Raw genomic sequence first — 20,644 nt, forward strand, 5'->3', positions numbered from 1 at the left:
TTATTTTTCTGGCACGTTTCTTGATACGTCTACCGTGTCGACACTCACGGAAGGTGGCCATGGAAAACTATTTCAATGAGATGACGGCCGGCGACTCCGGCGCCGTGCGCGAGCACTACCGCGCATTCGAGGCGTGGTTGCAGCACCAGCCGGCGGACCGGATCGCCCGCAAGCGCGCGGAGGCCGACCTCACGTTCCGCCGCGTCGGCATCACGTTCGCCGTGTACGGGGACGGCGCCGGCACGGAGCGGCTGATCCCGTTCGACACGATCCCGCGCATCATTCCCGCACGCGAGTGGGCCGCGCTGCAGGCCGGGCTGGCGCAGCGCGTGCAGGCGCTGAACATGTTCGTGCACGACATCTACCACGAGCAGAACATCGTCCGCGCGGGCATCATCCCCGCGCAGCAGATCTACCAGAACGCCCAGTACCGCCCAGAGATGCAGGGCATCAGCGTCGCCTCCGACATCTACGCCCACATCGCGGGCGTGGACATCGTGCGCGCCGGCGCGGGCGAGTTCTACGTCCTCGAGGACAATCTGCGCGTGCCGTCGGGCGTGTCGTACATGCTCGAGGACCGCAAGATGATGATGCGGCTATTCCCCGAGCTGTTCGCACGCCACCGCATCGCGCCGGTCGAGCACTATCCCGACATGCTGCTGGAGAACCTGCGCTCCGTCGCGCCGGCCGGCGTGCTCGATCCGACCATCGTCGTCATGACGCCGGGGATGCACAACTCCGCCTACTTCGAGCACGCCTTCCTCGCCCAGCAGATGGGCGTGGAACTGGTCGAGGGGAAGGACCTGTTCGTCGACGCGAACGCGGTGTACATGCGCACGATCCGCGGGCCGCGCCGGGTGGACGTCATCTACCGCCGGCTGGACGACGACTACCTCGACCCGCTCGCCTTCCGCGCCGATTCGACGCTGGGCGTGCCCGGCCTGCTGTCCGTGTACCGCGCGGGCCGCGTCACGCTGGCGAACGCGATCGGTACGGGCGTTGCGGACGACAAGTCCATCTACCCGTACGTGCCGGACATGATCCGCTTCTACCTGGCGGAGGAACCGCGCCTGAACAACGTCCCGACCTGGCAGTGCCGGCGGCCGGAAGACCTGTCGTACACGCTCGCGCACCTCGACCAGCTCGTCGTGAAGGAAGTGCACGGCGCCGGCGGCTACGGCATGCTGATCGGGCCCGCGGCGACCAAACAGGAGATCGAGGACTTCCGGCGCCGCCTCGTCGCGCGGCCGGACGGCTATATCGCACAGCCGACCTTGGCCCTGTCGGCCTGCCCGACCTATGTCGAGAGCGGCATCGCGCCCCGTCACATCGACCTGCGCCCGTTCGTCCTGTCGGGCAAGACCATCGCGATGGTGCCGGGAGGCCTGACCCGCGTCGCGCTGCGCGAGGGATCGCTGGTGGTGAATTCGTCGCAGGGTGGCGGCACCAAGGACACCTGGATACTGGAGGAATGATGCTGAGCCGCACCGCAGACCACTTGTACTGGATGGCGCGCTACACCGAGCGCGCCGAGAACACGGCCCGCATGCTCGACGTGGCCGTGCAGACGGCTATGCTGCCGCAGTCCGCCGGCGACATGGAGCAGGCCTGGCGCGCCATGCTCGGCATCTCCGAGCTGCAGGACGCGTTCGACGCCGCCTACGGCACGCTCGACGCGAAGAACGTCATCGCGTTCATGGCGACCGACGCGGCGAATCCGTCGTCGATCGTGTCGTGCCTCACGGCCGCGCGCGAGAACGCCCGGGCGGTGCGCGGCGTCCTCACCACGGAGGTGTGGGAAACGCAGAACGCCACGTGGATCGAATTGCGCGACCGCGTGCGCGGCGGTCTCGACGTCGACCCGGGCGAATTCTTCGACTGGGTCAAGCACCGCTGCCACCTGGCGCGCGGCGTCACGCTCGGCACCATGCTGGACGACGAGGCCCTCGTGTTCATCCGCCTCGGCGCCTTCCTGGAACGCGCGGACAACACGGCGCGGCTGCTGGACGTGAAGTATCACGGCGCCGGCGACGGCGCCACGCACGACATCCTCACGCAGCGCGAGTTCTACTACTGGGCGGCGCTGCTGCGCTCCGTGGCCGGCTTCGAAATCTACCGCAAGGTGTACCGCGACTCCATCACGCCGGCGCGCGTGGCCGAACTCTTGATGCTGCGCGCCGACATGCCGCGCTCCCTGCTCGCCTGCATGGAGCAGGTCGTCGCGAACCTGAAGGCCGTGCGCAACGATGTCTCCGCCGGCACGGAACGGCTGGCGGGCCGCATGCACGCCGAGCTGCAGTTCGCGCGCATCGAGGACGTGCTGGCCGCCGGCATCGACGAGACGCTCGGCAAGTTCATGGAAAACATCTACGCGCTGGGCAATGGCATCAGCCGCGATTTCCTCGTCCCACTGGGAGCATGACATGCACCTGTCCATCCGCCACGAGACCCTGTACCGCTACACCGAGCCGCAGGCCTACAGCATCGAGCAGCTGCACCTGACGCCGCGCGCCGAACCGCAGCAGCAGGTGCTGTCCTGGCACATCGCGACGCCGGGCCATTGCGCCGCGTATGTGGACGCCTTCGGCAACGCGTCGCACATGCTCACGTTGAACGCGCCGCACGACGCCGTGCGCATCGTCGTCGAGGGCATCGTCGCGACGGTGCCGCTGCCCGGTGGCCGCCTGCGCGCGCACGACAGCCTGCCGCCGCTGATCTTCACGGTGCCCACGAGCCTGACCCGGCCGACGGCGCTGCTCGCCGACGTCGCGTCGGCATCGCTGCCCGCCCTGGGCAACAAGGTCGGCACGGACGACCTGCTGCGGCTGGCCGCGCACATCCGCGGTGCGGTCGCGTACCAAACGGGTGCCACCCACGTGGCCAGCACGGCAGCCGAGGCGATGCAGCTCGGCGCCGGCGTCTGCCAGGACCATGCCCACATCTTCCTCGCCTGCTGCCATGCGCACGGGATACCCGCGCGCTACGTGTCCGGCTACATCGACCCCGGCTCGACGGGCCATGCGGCCAGCCACGCCTGGGTCGACGCGTGGGTCGAGGATCCCGACTTCACGGGCTGGGTCAGCATCGACGTCACCCATGCGCACCTGATGACGGACGGGTATTGCCGCCTCGCGATCGGACGCGACTACGAATCGGCGGCGCCCGTGCGCGGCATGCGGCGCGGCGGCGGCGACGAGATCATGCGCGTCGAGGCGCAGATCGTCCCCGTCCAGTGAGCGCGCCGCGAGCAGGTAGAATGGCGCCTTTCCCGAACCGCAACGGATATCGTCGATGACTTATTGTGTGGGCATGCGCCTCAACGCCGGCCTCGTGTTCCTGGCCGATACACGCACCAACGCCGGTGTCGACCAGGTGGGTATGTTCCGCAAGCTGAGCGTCTTCGAGAATCCGGGCGACCGGCTGATGGTCATGATGACCGCCGGGAACCTGTCGATCTCGCAGGCCGTGCGCCAGATCGTGTCGAGCCACGTCGGCGCCGACGGCATGACGATCTGGAACGCGCCGGACATGTTCGAAGCCGCGCGCATCGTCGGCGAGGCCGTGCGCACGGTGCACCGGCAGGAAGCGGGCAAGCTGGCGGAACACGGCGTCGACTTCAACATCAGCATCGTGTTCGGGGGCCAGGTCCGGGGCGAACGGTGCCGCATGTTCTACGTGTATTCGGCGGGGAACTTCATCGAGTCGCACGACGAAAACCCCTATTTCCAGATCGGCGAGGCGAAGTACGGCAAGCCGATCATCGACCGCGTGATCACCCCGCGCACGTCGCTCGACGACGCGGCAAAATGCGCGCTGATCTCGATGGATTCGACCTTGCGTTCGAACGTCTCCGTCGGGCTGCCGCTCGACCTGCTCGTGTACGAAGACGGCAGCCTGGCCGTCACGCGCTTCGTCACCATCGACGAGAACAACCAGTACTTCCAGCTGCTGCGCAACACCTGGGGCCAGCAGTTGAAGTCGGTGTTCGAGGGCATCGCGCCACCCGTCTGGGACGCGGTGCCCGGACCGGAGAGCGACGCGCCCTCGTCCGCCAACCTGCACAGCCGGCCCGTGCGCGTGGCGCCGCCCCCCGGCGTGGCCGCGGCCGGGACGGCGGCGCCGCTGCAGTCGCTCGCCGAGCAGCCCGTCCCGCCCGTGCAGCGGTGATCCGCCTCCCGGCGCCCGCCTGATCGCCCGGGAGCGATGAATTTTTCATCGCGACCGATATCCGGTTCGGCATCGCCTCACGTCGGTTAGTTGCAAATAGACCGGCGCGGCCGTGTGCGAGCCGGCCAACGTCGCCTTGTGGTGCGAAAAATCCTTGGAATAACAAGCACTTGCGCTCCAATCCCTTCAGCATGCCGTGCGCCACGCAGCGGCACCCGGCCGTTTTGACAGCGCTACCACGGATCGCCTACATTGCCGGTTGACCTGATTGCCACCGGACCCACATGACCCCACCTCGCCCCTATCTTGCCGCAGCGGCCCTTGCCGTGTTCGCGGCCATCGCCTGCATGAGCGCGCCCGCCCGCGCGCAGGAGGAAGCCCGCCCCGCCACCGGCCTGTCGACGGCAACGTGGACGGCCGACAACGGCAACGGCACCTTCACGAACCCGCTGTTCTACGACGAATTCTCCGACCCGGACCTGATCCGCGTGGGCGACTGGTTCTACCTGACCGGCACCACGATGCACGCGATGCCGGGCCTCCCCGTGCTGCGTTCGCGCGACCTCGTGAACTGGGAATTCCTGAGCTATGCCGTCGACAAGCTCGACTTCGGCCCCGCCTACCGGCTCGAGGACGGCAAGAGCATCTACGGCCAGGGCATCTGGGCGCCGAGCCTGCGCTACCGGAACGGCACGTTCTACATCTTCAGCAACGTGAACGGCCGCGCCACGCAAGTCTTCTCGGCCACCGATCCGCGCGGGCCGTGGACGCGGCGCGAGATGACGCGCAGCCTGCACGACCTGTCCGTGCTGTTCGACGACGACGGCAAGGCCTGGGTCGTGTGGGACCACCAGCGCATGCACATCGCCCAACTGACGGACGACCTCACGGACATCGTGCCCGGCACGGAAAAGGTGGTGTTCGCGCAGGACGCCGGGATGGGCGAAGGCGCGCACTTCTACAAAATCCAGGGCAAGTACTACATCCTGTCCGCCAACTACGCGGGAGGCTTCCGCATGCCGGCCGCGCGCGCGGACAAGGTCGACGGGCCGTACGAAGTGAACCAGGCCATCAGCCGCGACGAGGACTTCGGCATGGCCAAGGGGTACCGCCTCGCGGACAACAAGACGCCGACGGCCATCGTGCCGCCCGATCCGTCCGCGCGCAACGCCAACTCGCTGCACCAGGGCGGGATCGTGCTGACGCCGGCCGGCGAATGGTGGGGCTTCTCGATGCAGGATTTTAATTCCGTCGGCCGCCTGCTCAGCCTCGCACCGATCACGTGGAAGGACGGCTGGCCGTACTTCGGCCTGCCCGGCAACCTGGGACGCAACCCGCGCACGTGGGTCAAGCCGAAGACGGCTGCGACCTCCCCCGTCACGGTGCCGTATGCGCGCAGCGACGATTTTTCCGCGCCTGCGCTGCAACCGGTCTGGCAGTGGAACCACGTACCCGTCGACGGCCAATGGTCGCTGACGGAGCGGCCCGGCTTCCTGCGGCTGCACGCGCTGCCCGCGACGTCGTTCTGGCAGGCCCGCGACAGCCTGACGCAACGCGCCATCGGCCCGCGCTCGTCGCCGACGGTCACGTTGGACGCATCCGGCCTCGCCGATGGCGACGTCGCCGGCCTCGCCCTCCTGAACCTGCCGTATGCGACGCTGGGCGTGGAAAAGACGGCCACCGGCCTGCAGCTGGCGCTGTACGACCAGGCGCGCGACCGCACCGTGCGCGTGCCGCTGCCCGCGGGCGCCACGCGCGTGATGCTGCGCGCCGACTGCGATTTCCTCACGGAGCAGGCCCACTTCTCGTGGTCCGTGGACGGGAAGACGTTCACGCCGATCGGCGAACCGTTCACGATGGTGTTCCAGCTGAAGACGTTCCAGGGCGTGCGCTATGCCCTCTTCAATTACAACCAGGCGGGCAAGGCCGGCGGCTACGCGGACTTCGACAGCATCGACGTCTACCAGCCGAATCCGCACGGGCTGATGCGCGCGATCCCGGTGGGCCAGCGTATCCGGCTCGCGGAATTCAAGTCCGGCCGCCAGGTGGCGTCGTATCGCGTGAAGGATATGGGCCAGGGCCGCGTGGCACTGCAATCGGGCGCGGCCTGGGCCAGCGTCGACGCGAGCAGGCGCGTGGCCGCGCGCAAGGGGCAGCCCGGCAACGCGGAGAGCTTCCAGTGGATCGAGACGCCGACGGGGGAACTCGTGCTGATGTCGCTCGTCACGAACCGCTTCCTGCGCGTCGATCCGGCCACGCACGCGCTGCGCGCGGACAGTCCGGGGCCGCTGCCGGATGGGAGCGATGGCGTGAGGTTCACGTGGACCACCGCTGGTCGCTGACGGACCGGGGGCGACGATGCGCACATCGAACCTGACCCGGTGGCTGACGATGCCGCTGTTGTCGTGCGCGTTGGCGGCGCAGGCCATTCCCCCGCCGCCACCGCCGCCGCCGCAACTGGGGGAAGCGCAGATGACCGTGACCGTCCGTCTCGTCCAGGCAAGTCATGGACGCGTGAGCAAGATGACGCCGCTCTGCGAGGTCAGCGGCACCATCCCCATCTTCGCTGGCGACGGCTACCCCGCGCAGTTTCATACCCGGGAGATCTGGGGTTGCACGATGCGGTGGAAAGGACAGCGCCTGCAGGTATCGGTGCAAGGCGCGGCGGCAGTCGGGCGCGGTTCTGTGACCTTCGCGACGGCGAGCGTCAGCGTCGTGCCGCCGGATGCCGCTCCTCTTTGTCCCGGCATGTGCGGGCTGCAACCGCTGGCCGATTCGAGCGGCAAGGTCAAAGTGAGCGGCACGCCCCGGTCGCTGACGTTCGGACTGGCGCCGAACCCCGTGTCCTTGTTGAACGCGAGGCCGACCGTGTGGCTCGAAGCCAATGTGACCATCACCCGACCGATCCCCGAACACCGTCGATAAAAAAGAAGCGGCCGCGGGACAGCCGCTCCGTGAGTGCCGGGCCGCCTTATTCGCGCAGCATGCCTCGGCCGATGCCCCCGAGGCATGAAAAAAAACGCCGTCCCGGCATCCCCGGGACGGCGTTTTACGTGAAGCGCCGTGCTTACTTGCCGACGACTTTCACGAGGCTGGAGACGTTCTTGGCCACGTTGGCATCGCCACCGCTGGCCTCGAGCTTGCCCGCACCGTCGTTCCAGTGCAGGCGCGTCGTCGTGCCCTTGCCCTTCTCGTAGTCGTACGAGACACCGTCGTCGTCGTACAGGTCGAACGTGCCGTCGCGGCCCGGGTAGACCTTGATGTGGGCGATGCCCTGCTTCGTCGCCGTCGACTGGATGTCGGTGCCGAACGGGACGATCGAGCCGGCCTTCACGAACACGGGGATCTGGTCGATCGGCGATGCGACCTTGACCCACTGGCCGCCCGCGACTTTTTCATCGGTCCAGAAGTTGTACCAGTCGGTGCCGGCCGGCAGGTAGACGCTCTTCTCCGTCTGGCCCTGCTCCGTCACCGGCGCCACGAGGAACGCGGGGCCGAACATGTATTCGGTGCCGATGTTCGCGACGTTCGGATCGTGCGGGAAGTCCATCCACAGGGCGCGCATGAACGGGGCGCCCGTGTCGTGCGTGAACTTGGCCTGGCTGTAGATGTACGGGATCAGCTGGTAACGCAGCGTGTCGTAGCGGGCCATGACGGCTTCCGCCTCCTTGCCGAACGCCCAGATCTCGGTGCGTTTGCGGTCGCCGTGCAGGCGCAACGTGGGCAGGAAGGTGCCGTACTCGAACCAGCGGGTCAGCAGTTCCGGATAGTCGTTGTACTGGCCGACGACGTCACGCGCATCGGACGGATCGAGCAGCGGCGGCTTGGTGGCCGTCGTCGAACCCGGCAGGCCTTGCCAGCCGCCGATGTCGTTGCCCCACAGCGCGATGCCGGATGCCGTCATGTTCAGGCCCGTCGGGATCTGGCGCTGCAGCGCTTCCCACGTCGGGTTGACGTCCGACGACCAGAACAGCGCACCCGTGCGCTGCGAGCCGAGGTAGGCGGCGCGCGACAGGATCAGCACGCGCTTGTTCGGCTTCCACGCACGCATGTTGTCCGCCACGCCTTCCACGTGCAGCAGCGGGAACAGGTTGTGGTAGCGGTCGCCCGACCCGATCGAGTAGAAGAAGCCATCCGGCACGAGGTCGGGTTCCGTCTCGTCCAGCCACGGGTAGTCGAAGCCGTGCGACAGGATGTTGTCGCGCGACTTCTCCCAGAACCACTGCCGTGCTTTCGGATTCGTCGCGTCGATCAGGCCACCGGTGCGGTCGGAACGGAACGGCAGGCCGTCGACCGTCTTGCCGTCCTTGTCCTTCAGCAGATAGCCCTTCGCATCGAGCTCACTGAAGTAGCGGCCGGCCGTCTCGAAGCGCGGCCAGATCGAGACGATCGACTGCATCCCCATGTCGTGCAGCTTCTTGTTCATGCCGTCCGGGTCCGGGAACTCGGCCGGGTTGATGTCCATCTGGCCCATGCGGGTCCAGTAGAACCAGTCGACGACCATCACGTCGAGCGGGTATTTTTTCTGGCGATAGGTGTCCGCGACGCGCAGCACTTCTTCCTGGCTCGAGTAGCGCGCCTTCGACTGGATCAGGCCGAACGCGGCCTTCGGCGGGATCGGCGTCTTGCCCGTCACGCGCGCATAGCCCGAGTAGATCTCGTCCGCCGTGTTGCCCGTGATGATGAAGAACGACACGCGCTCGCCCACTTGCGACTGGAAGCTCGTGCGGCCGTGGATGCCGGCGTTGAAGCGCGTGGCCGACGGGTTGTCCCACACGATGCCGTAGCCCTTCGACGACACCATGAACGGCACGCACACGGTCTCGCCCGTCGGCGCGTCGTACCAGTGCTTGCAGTCGAGCGTGCGGCCGCGCAGGTCCAGCGGGCCCGTCGACTCCTGGTTCTGGCCCATGCCGTAGTAGTGCTCGTCGGGGGCGGCGGCGAACGACGCGCCGACCTGGTACGTCTTCTCGCCGGAGACGGTCTGCGGCGACATCTCCCAGCCCTGCATCTCGAGGACCTTCTCGCCCTTCGCATTCGTCACCTGCAGGCCGACCGGGGCCAGCGACGGCGCGAAGTATTTTTCCGGCTGGCTCGGCGTGCGCGCGGGCGGGGCCGCGTTCACGTGCACGGTCATCCCGTTCGACGTGAACGTGTCGCCATCCTTGCCGGCCGCGTGGCGGAACGCGCCGTTGTCGGCGTGCTTGGCCAGGATGCCGTAGCCCGGCCCCTTCAGGACTTCGTCCTTGTCGACGGCGATCGTCACGTGGACGACGTTCGGGCCGTACGCTTCCACCGACACCCAGGCACCGTTACGGTCCAGCGTGGTCAGTGGGGCGGCGAAGGCCGCGGGTACGAAAGCGAGCGCCGATGTTAGCGCAATCAGCATGCGGTGCGGGGTAAGTCTCATCCAGTCCTCTATCGCAGGGGGTGAATCGGGCGACGCACACCGCGCGCCGGCGCCAAGCCGGAGAGACTGTCATGACGGGCTTTGTCGCCCGCGGCAGCGCGTGGCGAACAAATGGGATCGTCTCCGCGGCACGGTACCGGCCGATGGCGGCGGCGTGCGCATTATTGTTGAAGCGGTATTGTCGCTGTTAGCGATCACATGCGCAATCGTTAAAAACGCCGACGGGGGAAAAATTATGCGTTGCGATGCGCTACCATGCGTCGCCGCGGGGCGGCGGACAGGGACATAAAAAAGGCCGCCCCTCGCAGGACGGCCCGTCAATACGACGGCGCGCGAGCGCCGCCCCATCACCCGGTCAGAACTTGTAGCGTGCGCCCAGCATGTAGCGCGGGCCGCCCGTCGTGACGGTCAGCACCTGTATGTCGGTGCGGCCATGCGTGCGCTGCGTGGAGTCGGTCAGGTTGATCGCCTCCAGCGACACGGACAGGTTCTTGTTCACGTTGTAGCCGATCGACAGGTCGGTCTGGCCATACGACGTAGCGCGGGTTCGGCTTGCCGTTGTCGGCCACGCTCGCGAGGAATTCGCCGCGCCAGTTGTACGCCAGGCGGATCGACCACTTCTGGTCTTCGTAGATACCGACCAGGTTGGCGGAGTTCGACAGGCCGACGAGCGCGAACTGGTTACCCATCCCCATGTTGTCGTACTTGAGGCTCGACTTCACGTACGTGTAGTTGGCCTGGAAGCCGGGGCCGTTGCTGAACATGTGCTGCCAGTTGACTTCCGCGCCCTTCAGCGAGGCCTTGCACTGGAACCTTCCCTAGACGGTGGGCAATAGGAGCCGGATGAGTCGAGAGGCTCACGTCCGGTTCTGGGAGGACGTGGAGGTGAAAATCCTCCGCGTTACTCAACTACGAGCTAAGTAGTCGTCCAAAATTTGCTGTCGAAGGTAAATTGCCCCTACAGCAGAGGGTGGGCGATGAAACGCATGGAACTGTCCGAGGACGAGCGGCGCACGCCGCGTGAAATGGGTGTGTTTCACCCGCATCCGAGAACACAGGTGCTCGACACTTATGCCATAATTTGGAGCTCGACAATTCCAGTCCTCGGATTCGCTAGCGAGGGCGTAACCTGGACAAGTCCATGAGTAATATGAAAGCGTCCATGCAGGTGTTGGAGTTATTTCCGACGCCGGTTTTCGTTGTGCAGACCCAAGGGGTAGACAACAAGGAACTGGCGCGCCAGATCTATGCCATTCGCGACGAGGAAGTCGCGGCCGGCATCGCCGGCAAGACTGGCCTGTCGAACTACGGCGGCTTCCGCAGCTATGATCTGTTGGCGCGCCCAGTGTTTGCACAGCTCAAGCAACTCGTGCTTGGAGTGCTCAACGAACGCATGGTCAAAGGCGCATGGTTTGCGGAACCGGAGGTCACGGAAGCGCAATTCGGCGCGATGTGGGCTGTTATCAATGGCAAAGGGCACGCCAACAGCCCCCACAATCACCCGGGCAGCTGGATCAGCGGCGTGTATTACCCGCAGGTGCCGGCCGCGAAAGAACGCGCCGGTTCGCTCTGCTTCCGTGATCCGATCCTGGCGCGCACCTTTACCCGCAGCTTCTACCGCAATGTGCAGGCCGAGGCGGCATCCGTGGTGCCCGAAGTGGGCAAGCTGATCATGTTCCCAAGCTGGGTCGAACACCACGTCGGCCCCAACCTGACCGATGAGGATCGCATCGCCATCGCGTTTAACATCGACCACGCGAAAGCGCGCTAGCTTTTCGAAGCCGCGCTTCAGCAGGCGTTCAGGCGCACCCCAAAAAACGCGTTGACGGTCAGCCGCCCTTGTTCCGGATCGGCGCTGAGCAGCTCCGGGTGGCGGATGTCGCCGCTGTGGTAGATCGTACCATCGTAAAACACCGCGCGGTTGAACGCCGCCGGGACGGACGCCATCTTTTCAAAATACGCGTTGGTCCTGGTCGGATACGCGGGAGCGCTGTCGATCAGGGCCGAAAACGCGTCGCGATCCATGTGCTGCCCGCGCGCCATCATGGCCGACAATGTCGCGGCGTCGACCCGCGGTCGAAAAAAGCTCGTGCCACCCAGCCGTTCATCCTTGAACAAATACAGGACCATGGCGAAATTGCCTTCGCCCGGCTGGAACGGGCCGCCATCGACATGCGGGATTCTCTGAAATGGCTCCAGATCTTCCGGCTTGCGCGTGACCATCGACATCCTGCACAAGGCGCTGCGGGTGCGCCGGGCGCCAAGCTGGCCCCGTATATATTGTGAAAAAAACGCTTCGAATGCCTGGTGCGCGGCTGGGGGCAGCCGCAGTTCCGGCCCGGGATAGTAGTGAGAATCTTCCGGCGAAAAATCCGCACGCCGCGCGACGGCATGGGCGACGAATTGCATGGGATCGCGCAGGATATTGTCAACGACCACACAAGAACGACCATCGCTCAGCGCGACTCGATTCATCGAGGGATTTGGGTTGAACATGGGCGGCTTTGAACAAGAAGGTTAAGTCGGCCGCTGCGCGCGGCAGAATCGCTGGACGTAGGCCTGGTGCGACGGCAACTGCTGGACCGTCCTTTCGATCTTCTGGCGAATCGAGCCCAGGAACTGCGACAACTCGGCGTCGCCCATCAGGTCGGCCGACTGGTGATGCTGCTCGGGCGTCAATCCCTGGCCCAGCATGACTTGCAGCCACGACGACTCGGTAAACAACTCACCGTCGGTGCGGAACACCCGTCCGGTTTCGCGGAACAGGTCGATGCGGTGTTGCAGCGATGCCGGCACTTCCATGTTCCTGGCAGCTTCCCAGTACGGGGTATCGGCGCGATTGGTCACCTTGTAATGCAGGATGATGAAATCGCGGATGTGGGCGATCTCCCTTTGCACCTGGGTGTTGAACTCGTCGATGTCGGAGCGGCAGATGCCGTCGGCCGGGAACATCTGCATCAAACGGATCAGATTACGCTGGATCAGGTGGATGCTGGTCGACTCGATCGGCTCCAGAAAGCCGCTCGACAGGCCAATGGCGACGACGTTGCCTTTCCACGATTGCTTGCGCTGGCCTGGCTTGAACTTGATCATGCGCGGCTGCGTCAGCGGCTCGCCTTGCAGATTGTCGAGCAAGATCTGCATGGCTTCCTCGCCGTCCATATACTTGCTGGAGAATACGTGGCCATTGCCAACCCGGTGCTGCAGCGGGATCCGCCACTGCCAGCCGGCGCCGTGCGCAATCGCGCGCGTCATTGGCACCGGTTCGCCCATCAATTCAGTCTGCACCGCAATGGCGGTGTCGTTAAACAGCCATTGCGACCAGTCCTCGTATTCCACACCCATGGTCTGGCCCAGCAACAGCGAGCGAAAGCCGGTGCAATCGATGAACAAATCGCCTTCGATCAAGGCGCCGTTACCGAGCTTGAGCCCGGTCACGTGGCCGCTGGCGGCGTCAAGCATCACCTGGTCGATCTTGCCTTCCACCCGCCTGGCGCCGAAACCTTCGCTGTACTTGCGCAGGAACCTGGCGTACAAGGTCGCGTCGAGATGGTAAGCGTAATTCATGGCGTCGTTCGGCAGATGCGCGAAGCGGCCAAGCTGGGCCGCCCTCAATTCCAGGCAATAGTCGCCGAAGTCGCTGGCCAGGCCGCGCTGGCGGCCCTTCAGCCAGAAATGCTGGAAGCCGGCAGTCCAGTGGTCGATGCCGGTCAAGCCGAACGAGTGGATATAGTCCTCGCCGGGCGCGCGCCAGTTCTCGAAGCTGATGCCCAGCTTGAAGGTCGCCTGGGTCGCCCGCATGACGTCGGCTTCGTTCAGTTCCAGCAGCTGGTGAAACCTGATCAAGCTGGGGATGGTCGCTTCGCCCACCCCGACGGTACCGATCTCGTCGGATTCGACCAGCGTGATGTCCAGTGTCTTGCCCAATATCCTGGAGATGACCGCGGCGGCCATCCAGCCGGCCGTGCCGCCGCCGGCGATGACGACGCGCCGCACTGGCTTCCTGCCGCTTTTTTCCGGATTGTTCTGCTGCATGGGGTGTCTCCTGCTACCGTTTTAGTTTCTGAGTGATTGCGGCGCGCATGGACCGCGCCTTGTCGATATCGAGCGGGCCGAGGACGCCGCGCGCCGGTTCCGGGATATGCGCCGCTTCACTGCCGTCCGCTTCAAATATGTAGTGGCGGAACACCTCTTGCCATGCCAGGCGCTGGGGCGGCGGCAGTTCGCGCAGCGTCAGGATGGCGTGCATCAGCGTATTGACCGGGGCATCCATATAGCCTGGCGACTGACGCCACCAGTAGTTGATCAGGACATTAAAACTGTCGAGCCCCTCGATATGGTGCCACCACATGCTGGGCATGAAGATGGCGTCGCCCGGCAGCAATTCGGCCACCTGCGCATGCGCCATGGCCTCGGCAAACCTGGGGAATTTCACCAGGTCCGGCTGATGGAAATCGACCAGGCTGATGGGCTGATTGGCCGGCGCAAATTCGAGCGGACCGATGTACAGGTTGCTCAACTGCTCGGGCGGGAACAAGGTGAAGCGGCGGCGCCCGGCGGCCACGCAGGCCACGTTATCGGGCAAGTCCTGGTGCGCGGCAATGCGGGAACGGTTGCCCGTCCACACGCTGACGAGCGGATCGCGATCGCCCAGGTCGAGATCGTTTTCGTCCCGGAAGCCTGGCAGACAGGTGTCCACTGTCGTCGAGCCGACATAAAACGTCGGCGGACACGGGTCATCGAGGTGTTCGAGCACCTGATCGAGGATCGCGTCGAGCCTGGCGTTGACGGCGTCGAAGTTAAACCCGCTGATGTCGTCGTTATAAAAATAGCGCCCCGCGATCTCGGGCGGACCGACCAGTGCACGGACCACCTCGCCCCGGTAGAAGCGGCGCAGATAGGCGATGCCCTCGCGCTGCGAGCGCAGGCTGGCCTTGACCAGCGGCCAGCTTGCGACCAGGCCGCGCAGCACCAGCGGCTCGGTCGCAGTGAGAATGGCGTCAGTCAGCGCGGAAGGTAGCGCGCCGCTGATCTCGCGCATCGGTTTAGCCATCGACCGCAACGCGCTGGTTTTTGCGCTCGATGAGCTCGCGCAGCTGGACGAGCGATGCACCCATCTGATGGGCAGCCATCAGGTAGCCGTGCTGATGCAGGTGCGCAAGCGCCGCACCGTCGAGCGCGGCCAGCTTTTCCTCGTTGATCGTCGAAAAACCAAGCAGCTGGTTTTGCGAGCCGTTGTTCAATTCGATGTCGAGCGTGAACGGCTCGATCAGGTCATAGTCGAGCAGCGCAGCGACAAAGCCGGCGTTACTCTGCAACCCCTGGTGCAAGGCCAGCAGCAGGCTGTTGACTTGTTCCAGAAGCTCACTCTGGCCGCCATATTCGAGAAACAGCGGATAGCCGATGGTCGTGCTCACTTTTGGATGATCGAGGTCGACATGCACCAGCAGACTGTCGCCGGACAGGCCCATCGAGAAGGGCTGGCGCGCCACGGCCATCGGCACGTACAGCGCATCCCAGGCATCGGCGCCGGCAAACAGGTTTTCGCCCTCGACAAAGCCGAACAGCGCCACCGGCTCGTAGCGCTGTTCGTTGCCGGTCTCGCGGAACACAATCGGATAGTGGGCCAGCACATTGCGAAACTCGGCCGGGAAGGTCGGGCAGATCGTCTCGCCGTCACCGAACCGGGTGCCGCGGCCAAGAATGATTTTCAGGTCTTTGTGTTCGACGTTGTTCAACAAAACAGGGTGGGTCATTGCTTGCCTTTTCGTTCAAATTTCATTGACTACCTGGTCGGCATGCCGTGATTCACGATATGCCCGATCAGTTCGCGGTTGCCGGGCCGCCCCGCTAGCATCTTGCGGGTCATTGTGAGTGGCGCCGCAAGAACCGGCCGAACGAAGCGTCGCAGGCGCGGAAGAAATCGTTCTCGGACACGCCAATGCGGTGCAAGGTGTCACGCATGCTGGGCCAGGTTCCCTCGCCGACACCCACCGGCCACGTCGGGCGATTCGATCGGGGTCACCTTCAAGGCCGGGCCGGCACTGGTCTGATGCGCTGCCGCGACCAGCGCGGCGGTCAGCCAGCCGGCCGAGCCGCCACCGACAATCACGACTTGTTCCAGGGGTTGACTGCGCACGCGAATCTTCCATCGTAGTAAGTAGTTATAGCGATTCAGTGTAGCAAGAAAAAAGCAGGCCATGGTCGTCACCACGGCCTGCTTCAGGACCTACTCACATACCACGTGCTGACTTCAGCAATCAGAACGTGTAACGTGCGCCAACCATGTAACGCGGGCCGGTCTGGGTTGCGTTCAGGAAGTGGCCCTTGGTGCGGCCGTACTGTTTCTGCGTCGAATTGGTCAGATTGATCCCTTCGAACAGCACGTTCAGGTTCTTGGTCACGGCATAGCCCACGCTCAGGTCGGTCTGACCATACGCGGCGGTGTAGACCGGATCCAGGTGGCCGCCGCCGTCGAGCTTCGACGCCAGGAACGCGTCGCGCCAGTTGTAGGCAAGCCGTACCGTCCAACCGTAGTTTTCATAAATACCCACCACGTTGGCCGAATTGCTCAGACCCAGGATTGCGAACTGATCGGTGGTTTGGTCGTTCTTGTATTTCAACGGCGAGGTCACGTAGGTGTAGTTCGCCTGAACGCCAAAGCCCGACTCGCCGAACATATGCTGAACGGCCAATTCGGCGCCATGCAAGCTGGCCGGCTGCGAGTTCACGAAGCTGGACGTCCTGAACTGCATCAGCGGGTCGCTCGGGATGCCCGTGATCACACCGGTGGCATTGCCAACGGAGTTCACCCCGGTCTTCGTGACGCCAGGCTGGCCGTTGAAGTTGTTGAGGATGTAGTTACGGATGCAGTTGGTGTCGGCAACGGTGCAACCACCCGTCGACAGGGCGGCGTTATAGTACGCGCCGCCGATCGGGGTATGGATGCCGTATTGGTTTTCCAGGACCTGATTCTGGGCAGTGTAGTCAGTCAATTTCTTGTTGAACAGGCCCAGCGAGGCGACGCTATGCTTGGTGAAATACCACTCGAAGGACAAGTCCAGGTTCTTCGACTTCACCGGTTTCAGGTTCGGATTACCCGTCGCAGCAGTACCACCCAGATAGTAGTCGGAACCGGTGCCGATGTTCAGACCGCCCTGCAGCTCGTTATAACGGGCGCGGCTGATGGTTTCGCCGGCGCCGACGCGCACCTTGAAGTCCGGGGTCACGTCGAAGTCGGCATTCACGTTTGGCAACACGTTGCTGTAGGAGCCATGCGTGGTCGAGTAGGCGGTACCGGCAAAGGTCAGCGGCAGCTCATTCTGCGAAATCCAGGTCACGCCCGTGGCTGGGAGCACCTGGGCCACCGAAGTGACCTTGGTTTTTTCAAAGTGCAGGCCGACCGAGGTGTGGACCGGAATGGCCAGGTCCCAGTCCTGGCTCAAGGCCACGTAGGCCGTCGTCGTTTTTTCCTCCAGACGCTGGTCGCTGTCGGTCGTGGCGAAATTCGGCAGGAAGTTTGCCGCCGTTTTCGGGCCGTCGTTACTGACATAGCCGGGCTTGGTCGCGGCCGCTTCAGTTGCCGCGCGCAGCGCGCCGAAATCGGCCGTGTAGAAGTCCCGGAACATGCCAGCCGCGCCGTCGCCACCGAACTGGTCGAAGTATCTGGCGGTGTCACTCTTCGAGAACAGGCTGGCGGGATAGTCGTTCTTGCTGGTCAAGCCCGACCATCCGTTGTTCTGCACGAGCGATGAGGTCGAGCGGTTTTTCACGTCGGTCACGCCCACACCGAAGTTCAGGTTCGACGCTTCTGCCACCCTCCACTCCCCGCTCAACTGCAACTGCTTGACGGTCGACTTGACGTAGGTGTTGGAGAACTGCGAACCGGTTGCCTGGATCGGCTCGGCGGCCACGTTGGTGCCGTCGATGCCCAGGATCGGCAGCTCGTGGGTGAAGTCAATCGAGGTTCTGCCGCGGCTGAAGCTGGCGTTGCTCAGCTGATTGCTGCTACCCCATGGGCTGTCGGCTTTCGATTCGGCGCTCGACGAGTGGGCGTCGAGCGTGAACCGCAGGCCGGATTTCGGTTTCCAGACAGTGTTGAAGCCGACCGAATTCAGCGTGTTCTTGGTGGCAAAGTCGGCGGCGATGACCGACATATCCTGCGGCGTGTTGTACACCTCGGAGTAAGTCAACGGTGCCTGGTTACTGCCGCCCGGCCAGGTGCTGGTCGAGGTCGGGGTTTGGGCAAACCAGACGCTCATCTCGGCGCGGCGGGTGTGCAGCTTGTTCTGCGCGAAGGTGTAGTCGAGGGTCGAGGTCAGTTCTTTGACCGGACGGAATTGCAGCACGGCCTGGCCATTGACACGCTCGCGCTCGAGACCGTTGACCTGGTAACCAAAGTTCTGTGGGCGCTCATACAGATCGTTCGGACCTGGACGATTCGTTACGCTGCCGACGGGCGCACCGGGCTGCGGCAAGGTCGAGCCGGGAATAACATCCGAACCTTTGTAGGGGCCGATCCAGCCATTGGCGATCTGGGCACGATTCAAGCCCGAGTCGCGCTTCGAGTAGCTGGCGTTGCCGCCAAAGCCCCACATGCCATCTTTGGTGACGGTGCTGAAGATGCCGGACACTTCAGGCGTAACGCGCTTCCCCTTCAGCAAGTCGGGCAGGTTCTGGCTCGACTGGTCCACCACGCCCTTGACGCCGACGCTCGCCACGGTGCCCTTTTGGTCGAAAGGACGCGCGGTCATGATGTTGACCGTGGCGCCGATGCCGCCGGACGGATCCTGGGCGCGGCTGGTCTTGTAGACCTGCAGCTGCGAAATGGCATCCGACGCCAGGTTGTCGAAGGAGAACGAGCGGCCGTTCGCGTCGTTCAGGTCAGCCGTCGGCATTTGACGGCCGTTCAACAGGACCAGGTTGAAGTCGGGGCCCATGCCGCGCACCGTGATCTTCTGGCCTTCGCCATTTTGACGGTCGATCGACACGCCGGTGATGCGCTGCAGCGACTCGGCCAGGTTCGTGTCCGGGAATTTACCGATGTCTTCAGCGACGATACCGTCGACGATACCATCGGAGTTCTTCTTCAGGTTCAGCGTGGACTGCATACTGGCTCGGATACCGGTCACCACGACGGTATTCGTCTCGACGCCCTGCACGGGCGTGGCCCCCGCCTGGTCGGTCGGCCCGGCGATGCCGTTGGCGGCGCCCGTATCCTGCGCATAGGCCGGCGCAACCAGGCCGGCGCAGGCACTCGCAACGGCGAGGCTGATCAGGCGATGCCTGGTGTTCAGGTGATGGGAAAAAACCTTCTTGGTGTGCAGCACTGTGTCTCCTCTCGTCTCTCGAAAAAAAACGCCGCGCCGGACGGCGGCGGCGTCCGTAGTGGTGGTACTACTCCTGGCGCATGTCCGTGTCGCGGCGACCTTTCCGGCCGTCACAATGTTGACTCTACGGTCATTGATAGCGGACATCATTTGCTCAAGATTAAGAAGAATCCAGACATTGGTCAATCGGTCGAACGAAATTTTTGCACTAAAAAAGGTATGTATGCACTGAAATAATGCTGACTTTCTTGCCTGATTTCACATTACGTAACGTACGTACCTGGGCGACCCGGAACAACTCAAGAAATCGATTTCATAAATAAATCAATCACTTCGTTCCAACCCGCTGCGCAGGCGGGGCCGTTATACTTTTCACCAGCCAACCCCGGCGCCGTCATATTTATGCTTAATGCATGATGTACAAAATTTTCCAATCTGTTGCATAATCATCACAATCCACTTGATTTTCTCCGCCCATGCCCGTAACCGGTGACCAGCAACTCCTCAAGCAACTGAATCGCATGGCACTGGTACGCCAGGTCAGCCTCCAGCCCGGACTGTCGCGCGCCGCGCTCGCCGACGTGCTGGGCCTGACCAAGTCCACCATCAGCCTGCTCGTGCGCGAACTCGTCGACGAAGGCTGGCTGACGGAAAGCGAATTGCTCGTGACGGGCGAAGTGGGCCGGCGCGCCACGCCGCTGCACCTCGACCCGTCGCACCTGGCCCTGCTCGGCGCCGACCTTGGCGTGGACGAGGCCCGCGTCGTCGCCACGAACCTGCTGGGCGAAGTGCTCGATACCCGGATCCTCACGTACGAGGACGCCGGCGACCCCGAATCCTGCATCCGCCAGGCGACGGTCGCCCTCGTGAAGCTCGCCAAGCGGGTGGCACGCCCGGGCGGCAACGCGCCGGGGCGGCGCGTGCTCGGCGTGGGCTTCGGCCTGCACGGCGCCGTCGACGAAGCGCGCGGCATACTGCACCACGCGCCGCACCTCGGCTGGCGCGACGTGGACGTGGCCGGCATCGTGCAAGCCCACGTCGCGGGTTCGCCGCTGGACGGGCTGCCGCTGTACATGCAGAACGAGGCGAACGTGGCGGCGCTGGGCGAGTTCGAATTTGCAGACCAGTCGGGCACCGACCCGCTGATCTACCTGTCGATCGGCTATGGCGTGGGCGCGGGCGTGATCGTCCATGACGGCCTGCTGACGGGCCTGTCGGGCTTTGCCGGCGAAGTGGGCCACACGATTCTGCAGGCCGGCGGCCCGTTGTGCTCGTGCGGGCGGCGCGGCTGCGCCGATGCACTGATCGGTCTCGATTCGCTGCTGGGCCGCGAGCGTCCCAGCCACCCCGCGCTGGAGCACCTGTTCCAGCGCGTGGCCGAGGGCGATGCGGCCACGTGCGCCGCCGTCGATGCGGCCGGGCGCCAGCTCGGCATCCTGCTGAACAATCTGTGGGCCGGCTTCGATCCGATGGCGATCGTCATCGGCGGTCCCGCGCTGCAGCTGGGCGACGCGTTCATCGCGCCCGCGCGCCACGTGCTGGCCGCGTACGCGCACGCGGCGATGCTGCAGCCGCCCGCCATCCGCACGTCGCACTTCGGCGCGCAGGCCGTGGCCGTGGGCGCCGCCGCGCTGGCGCGCTACCGCGTCACGCGTCCCCTGGACGTGCAGAGCATCGCCCGCAGCGCCGCACGCGGATCGAGCCCCCGGCCGGCCGGGCTCGCACTGCCGCACTGACT

Annotated in this window: 17 protein-coding genes; 8 read left to right on the forward strand and 9 right to left on the reverse strand. The window is 64.6% G+C overall.

What is annotated here, in order from left to right:
• Positions 1-59: 59 nt before the first annotated feature.
• From NX784_RS27050 to NX784_RS27075, 6 genes are all read left to right on the forward strand, one after another.
• Positions 60-1,475: a circularly permuted type 2 ATP-grasp protein gene (locus NX784_RS27050; RefSeq protein ID WP_258819773.1), complete on the forward strand. Its 1,416-nt coding sequence runs from the start codon at positions 60-62 to the stop codon at positions 1,473-1,475.
• Positions 1,475-2,422, forward strand: a complete 948-nt coding sequence (locus NX784_RS27055; protein WP_258819826.1) for an alpha-E domain-containing protein — start codon at positions 1,475-1,477, stop codon at positions 2,420-2,422. The genes NX784_RS27050 and NX784_RS27055 overlap by 1 nt, the downstream gene beginning before the upstream one ends.
• 1 nt (position 2,423) lies before the next feature.
• Complete coding sequence (locus tag NX784_RS27060) at positions 2,424-3,236, forward strand: transglutaminase family protein (RefSeq protein WP_258819774.1); 813 nt, start codon at positions 2,424-2,426, stop codon at positions 3,234-3,236.
• Between the two features lie 55 nt (positions 3,237-3,291).
• Positions 3,292-4,167: a proteasome-type protease gene (locus NX784_RS27065; RefSeq protein ID WP_258819775.1), complete on the forward strand. Its 876-nt coding sequence runs from the start codon at positions 3,292-3,294 to the stop codon at positions 4,165-4,167.
• Between the two features lie 284 nt (positions 4,168-4,451).
• Complete coding sequence (locus tag NX784_RS27070) at positions 4,452-6,509, forward strand: glycoside hydrolase family 43 protein (protein WP_258819776.1); 2,058 nt, start codon at positions 4,452-4,454, stop codon at positions 6,507-6,509.
• Positions 6,510-6,525: 16 nt separating this feature from the next.
• Entirely contained in the window at positions 6,526-7,092 is a 567-nt protein-coding gene (locus tag NX784_RS27075; protein WP_258819777.1) for a hypothetical protein, read from the forward strand.
• 142 nt (positions 7,093-7,234) lie between these two features.
• Here the strand turns inward: NX784_RS27075 and NX784_RS27080 are convergent, their stop codons facing one another.
• Together NX784_RS27080 and NX784_RS28985 are read right to left on the reverse strand one after the other, a co-directional pair.
• Positions 7,235-9,577, reverse strand: a complete 2,343-nt coding sequence (locus tag NX784_RS27080) for a glycoside hydrolase family 31 protein (protein WP_258819778.1) — start codon at positions 9,575-9,577, stop codon at positions 7,235-7,237.
• Between the two features lie 355 nt (positions 9,578-9,932).
• Entirely contained in the window at positions 9,933-10,076 is a 144-nt protein-coding gene (locus NX784_RS28985; protein ID WP_370662979.1) for a hypothetical protein, read from the reverse strand.
• Between the two features lie 642 nt (positions 10,077-10,718).
• Here NX784_RS28985 and NX784_RS27090 point away from each other — a divergent pair.
• Positions 10,719-11,348 carry a TIGR02466 family protein gene (locus NX784_RS27090; protein WP_258819779.1) on the forward strand — a complete coding sequence of 210 codons (630 nt, stop codon included), beginning with the start codon at positions 10,719-10,721 and terminating at the stop codon, positions 11,346-11,348.
• Between the two features lie 17 nt (positions 11,349-11,365).
• Here the strand turns inward: NX784_RS27090 and NX784_RS27095 are convergent, their stop codons facing one another.
• From NX784_RS27095 to NX784_RS27125, 7 genes are all read right to left on the reverse strand, one after another.
• Positions 11,366-12,073, reverse strand: coding sequence for a DUF6445 family protein (locus NX784_RS27095; protein WP_258819780.1), 708 nt, complete (start codon positions 12,071-12,073; stop codon positions 11,366-11,368).
• 21 nt (positions 12,074-12,094) lie between these two features.
• On the reverse strand, positions 12,095-13,612 hold the full coding sequence (locus tag NX784_RS27100) for a tryptophan halogenase family protein (RefSeq protein ID WP_258819781.1): 1,518 nt from the start codon (positions 13,610-13,612) through the stop codon (positions 12,095-12,097).
• Between the two features lie 13 nt (positions 13,613-13,625).
• A complete protein-coding gene (locus NX784_RS27105; RefSeq protein WP_258819782.1) occupies positions 13,626-14,618 on the reverse strand; it encodes a cupin-like domain-containing protein in 993 nt (330 codons plus the stop codon).
• 4 nt (positions 14,619-14,622) lie between these two features.
• Complete coding sequence (locus tag NX784_RS27110; RefSeq protein ID WP_258819783.1) at positions 14,623-15,333, reverse strand: SapC family protein; 711 nt, start codon at positions 15,331-15,333, stop codon at positions 14,623-14,625.
• A 109-nt stretch (positions 15,334-15,442) separates the two neighbouring features.
• Positions 15,443-15,541: a hypothetical protein gene (locus NX784_RS27115; protein ID WP_258819784.1), complete on the reverse strand. Its 99-nt coding sequence runs from the start codon at positions 15,539-15,541 to the stop codon at positions 15,443-15,445.
• Positions 15,534-15,791: a tryptophan 7-halogenase gene (locus tag NX784_RS27120; RefSeq protein ID WP_258819785.1), complete on the reverse strand. Its 258-nt coding sequence runs from the start codon at positions 15,789-15,791 to the stop codon at positions 15,534-15,536. The genes NX784_RS27115 and NX784_RS27120 overlap by 8 nt, the downstream gene beginning before the upstream one ends.
• Before the next feature lie 46 nt (positions 15,792-15,837).
• Positions 15,838-18,906 carry a TonB-dependent receptor gene (locus tag NX784_RS27125; protein ID WP_258819786.1) on the reverse strand — a complete coding sequence of 1,023 codons (3,069 nt, stop codon included), beginning with the start codon at positions 18,904-18,906 and terminating at the stop codon, positions 15,838-15,840.
• 521 nt (positions 18,907-19,427) lie between these two features.
• Between NX784_RS27125 and NX784_RS27130 the strand changes: the two genes are divergently transcribed.
• The gene (locus tag NX784_RS27130) at positions 19,428-20,642 is read left to right on the forward strand and encodes an ROK family transcriptional regulator (protein ID WP_258819787.1); all 1,215 of its coding nucleotides are present in this window, start codon (positions 19,428-19,430) and stop codon (positions 20,640-20,642) included.
• Positions 20,643-20,644 lie beyond the last annotated feature (2 nt).

It is taken from the genome of Massilia pinisoli (assembly GCF_024753285.1).
Classification (GTDB): Bacteria; Pseudomonadota; Gammaproteobacteria; order Burkholderiales; family Burkholderiaceae_D; genus Telluria; species Telluria pinisoli.

Bases quoted from the DNA above. Each gene is read 5' to 3' on its own strand.
- NX784_RS27060 (WP_258819774.1), top strand. From the start codon at position 2,424: ATGCACCTGTCCATCCGCCACGAGACCCTGTACCGCTACACCGAGCCG.
- NX784_RS27065 (WP_258819775.1), top strand. From the start codon at position 3,292: ATGACTTATTGTGTGGGCATGCGCCTCAACGCCGGCCTCGTGTTCCTG.
- NX784_RS27095 (WP_258819780.1), bottom strand. From the start codon at position 12,073: ATGTTCAACCCAAATCCCTCGATGAATCGAGTCGCGCTGAGCGATGGT.
- NX784_RS27080 (WP_258819778.1), bottom strand. From the start codon at position 9,577: ATGAGACTTACCCCGCACCGCATGCTGATTGCGCTAACATCGGCGCTC.
- NX784_RS27070 (WP_258819776.1), top strand. From the start codon at position 4,452: ATGACCCCACCTCGCCCCTATCTTGCCGCAGCGGCCCTTGCCGTGTTC.
- NX784_RS27055 (WP_258819826.1), top strand. From the start codon at position 1,475: ATGCTGAGCCGCACCGCAGACCACTTGTACTGGATGGCGCGCTACACC.
- NX784_RS27110 (WP_258819783.1), bottom strand. From the start codon at position 15,333: ATGACCCACCCTGTTTTGTTGAACAACGTCGAACACAAAGACCTGAAA.
- NX784_RS27090 (WP_258819779.1), top strand. From the start codon at position 10,719: ATGAGTAATATGAAAGCGTCCATGCAGGTGTTGGAGTTATTTCCGACG.
- NX784_RS27075 (WP_258819777.1), top strand. From the start codon at position 6,526: ATGCGCACATCGAACCTGACCCGGTGGCTGACGATGCCGCTGTTGTCG.
- NX784_RS27050 (WP_258819773.1), top strand. From the start codon at position 60: ATGGAAAACTATTTCAATGAGATGACGGCCGGCGACTCCGGCGCCGTG.
- NX784_RS27130 (WP_258819787.1), top strand. From the start codon at position 19,428: ATGGCACTGGTACGCCAGGTCAGCCTCCAGCCCGGACTGTCGCGCGCC.
- NX784_RS27115 (WP_258819784.1), bottom strand. From the start codon at position 15,541: ATGCGTGACACCTTGCACCGCATTGGCGTGTCCGAGAACGATTTCTTC.
- NX784_RS27100 (WP_258819781.1), bottom strand. From the start codon at position 13,612: ATGCAGCAGAACAATCCGGAAAAAAGCGGCAGGAAGCCAGTGCGGCGC.
- NX784_RS27105 (WP_258819782.1), bottom strand. From the start codon at position 14,618: ATGCGCGAGATCAGCGGCGCGCTACCTTCCGCGCTGACTGACGCCATT.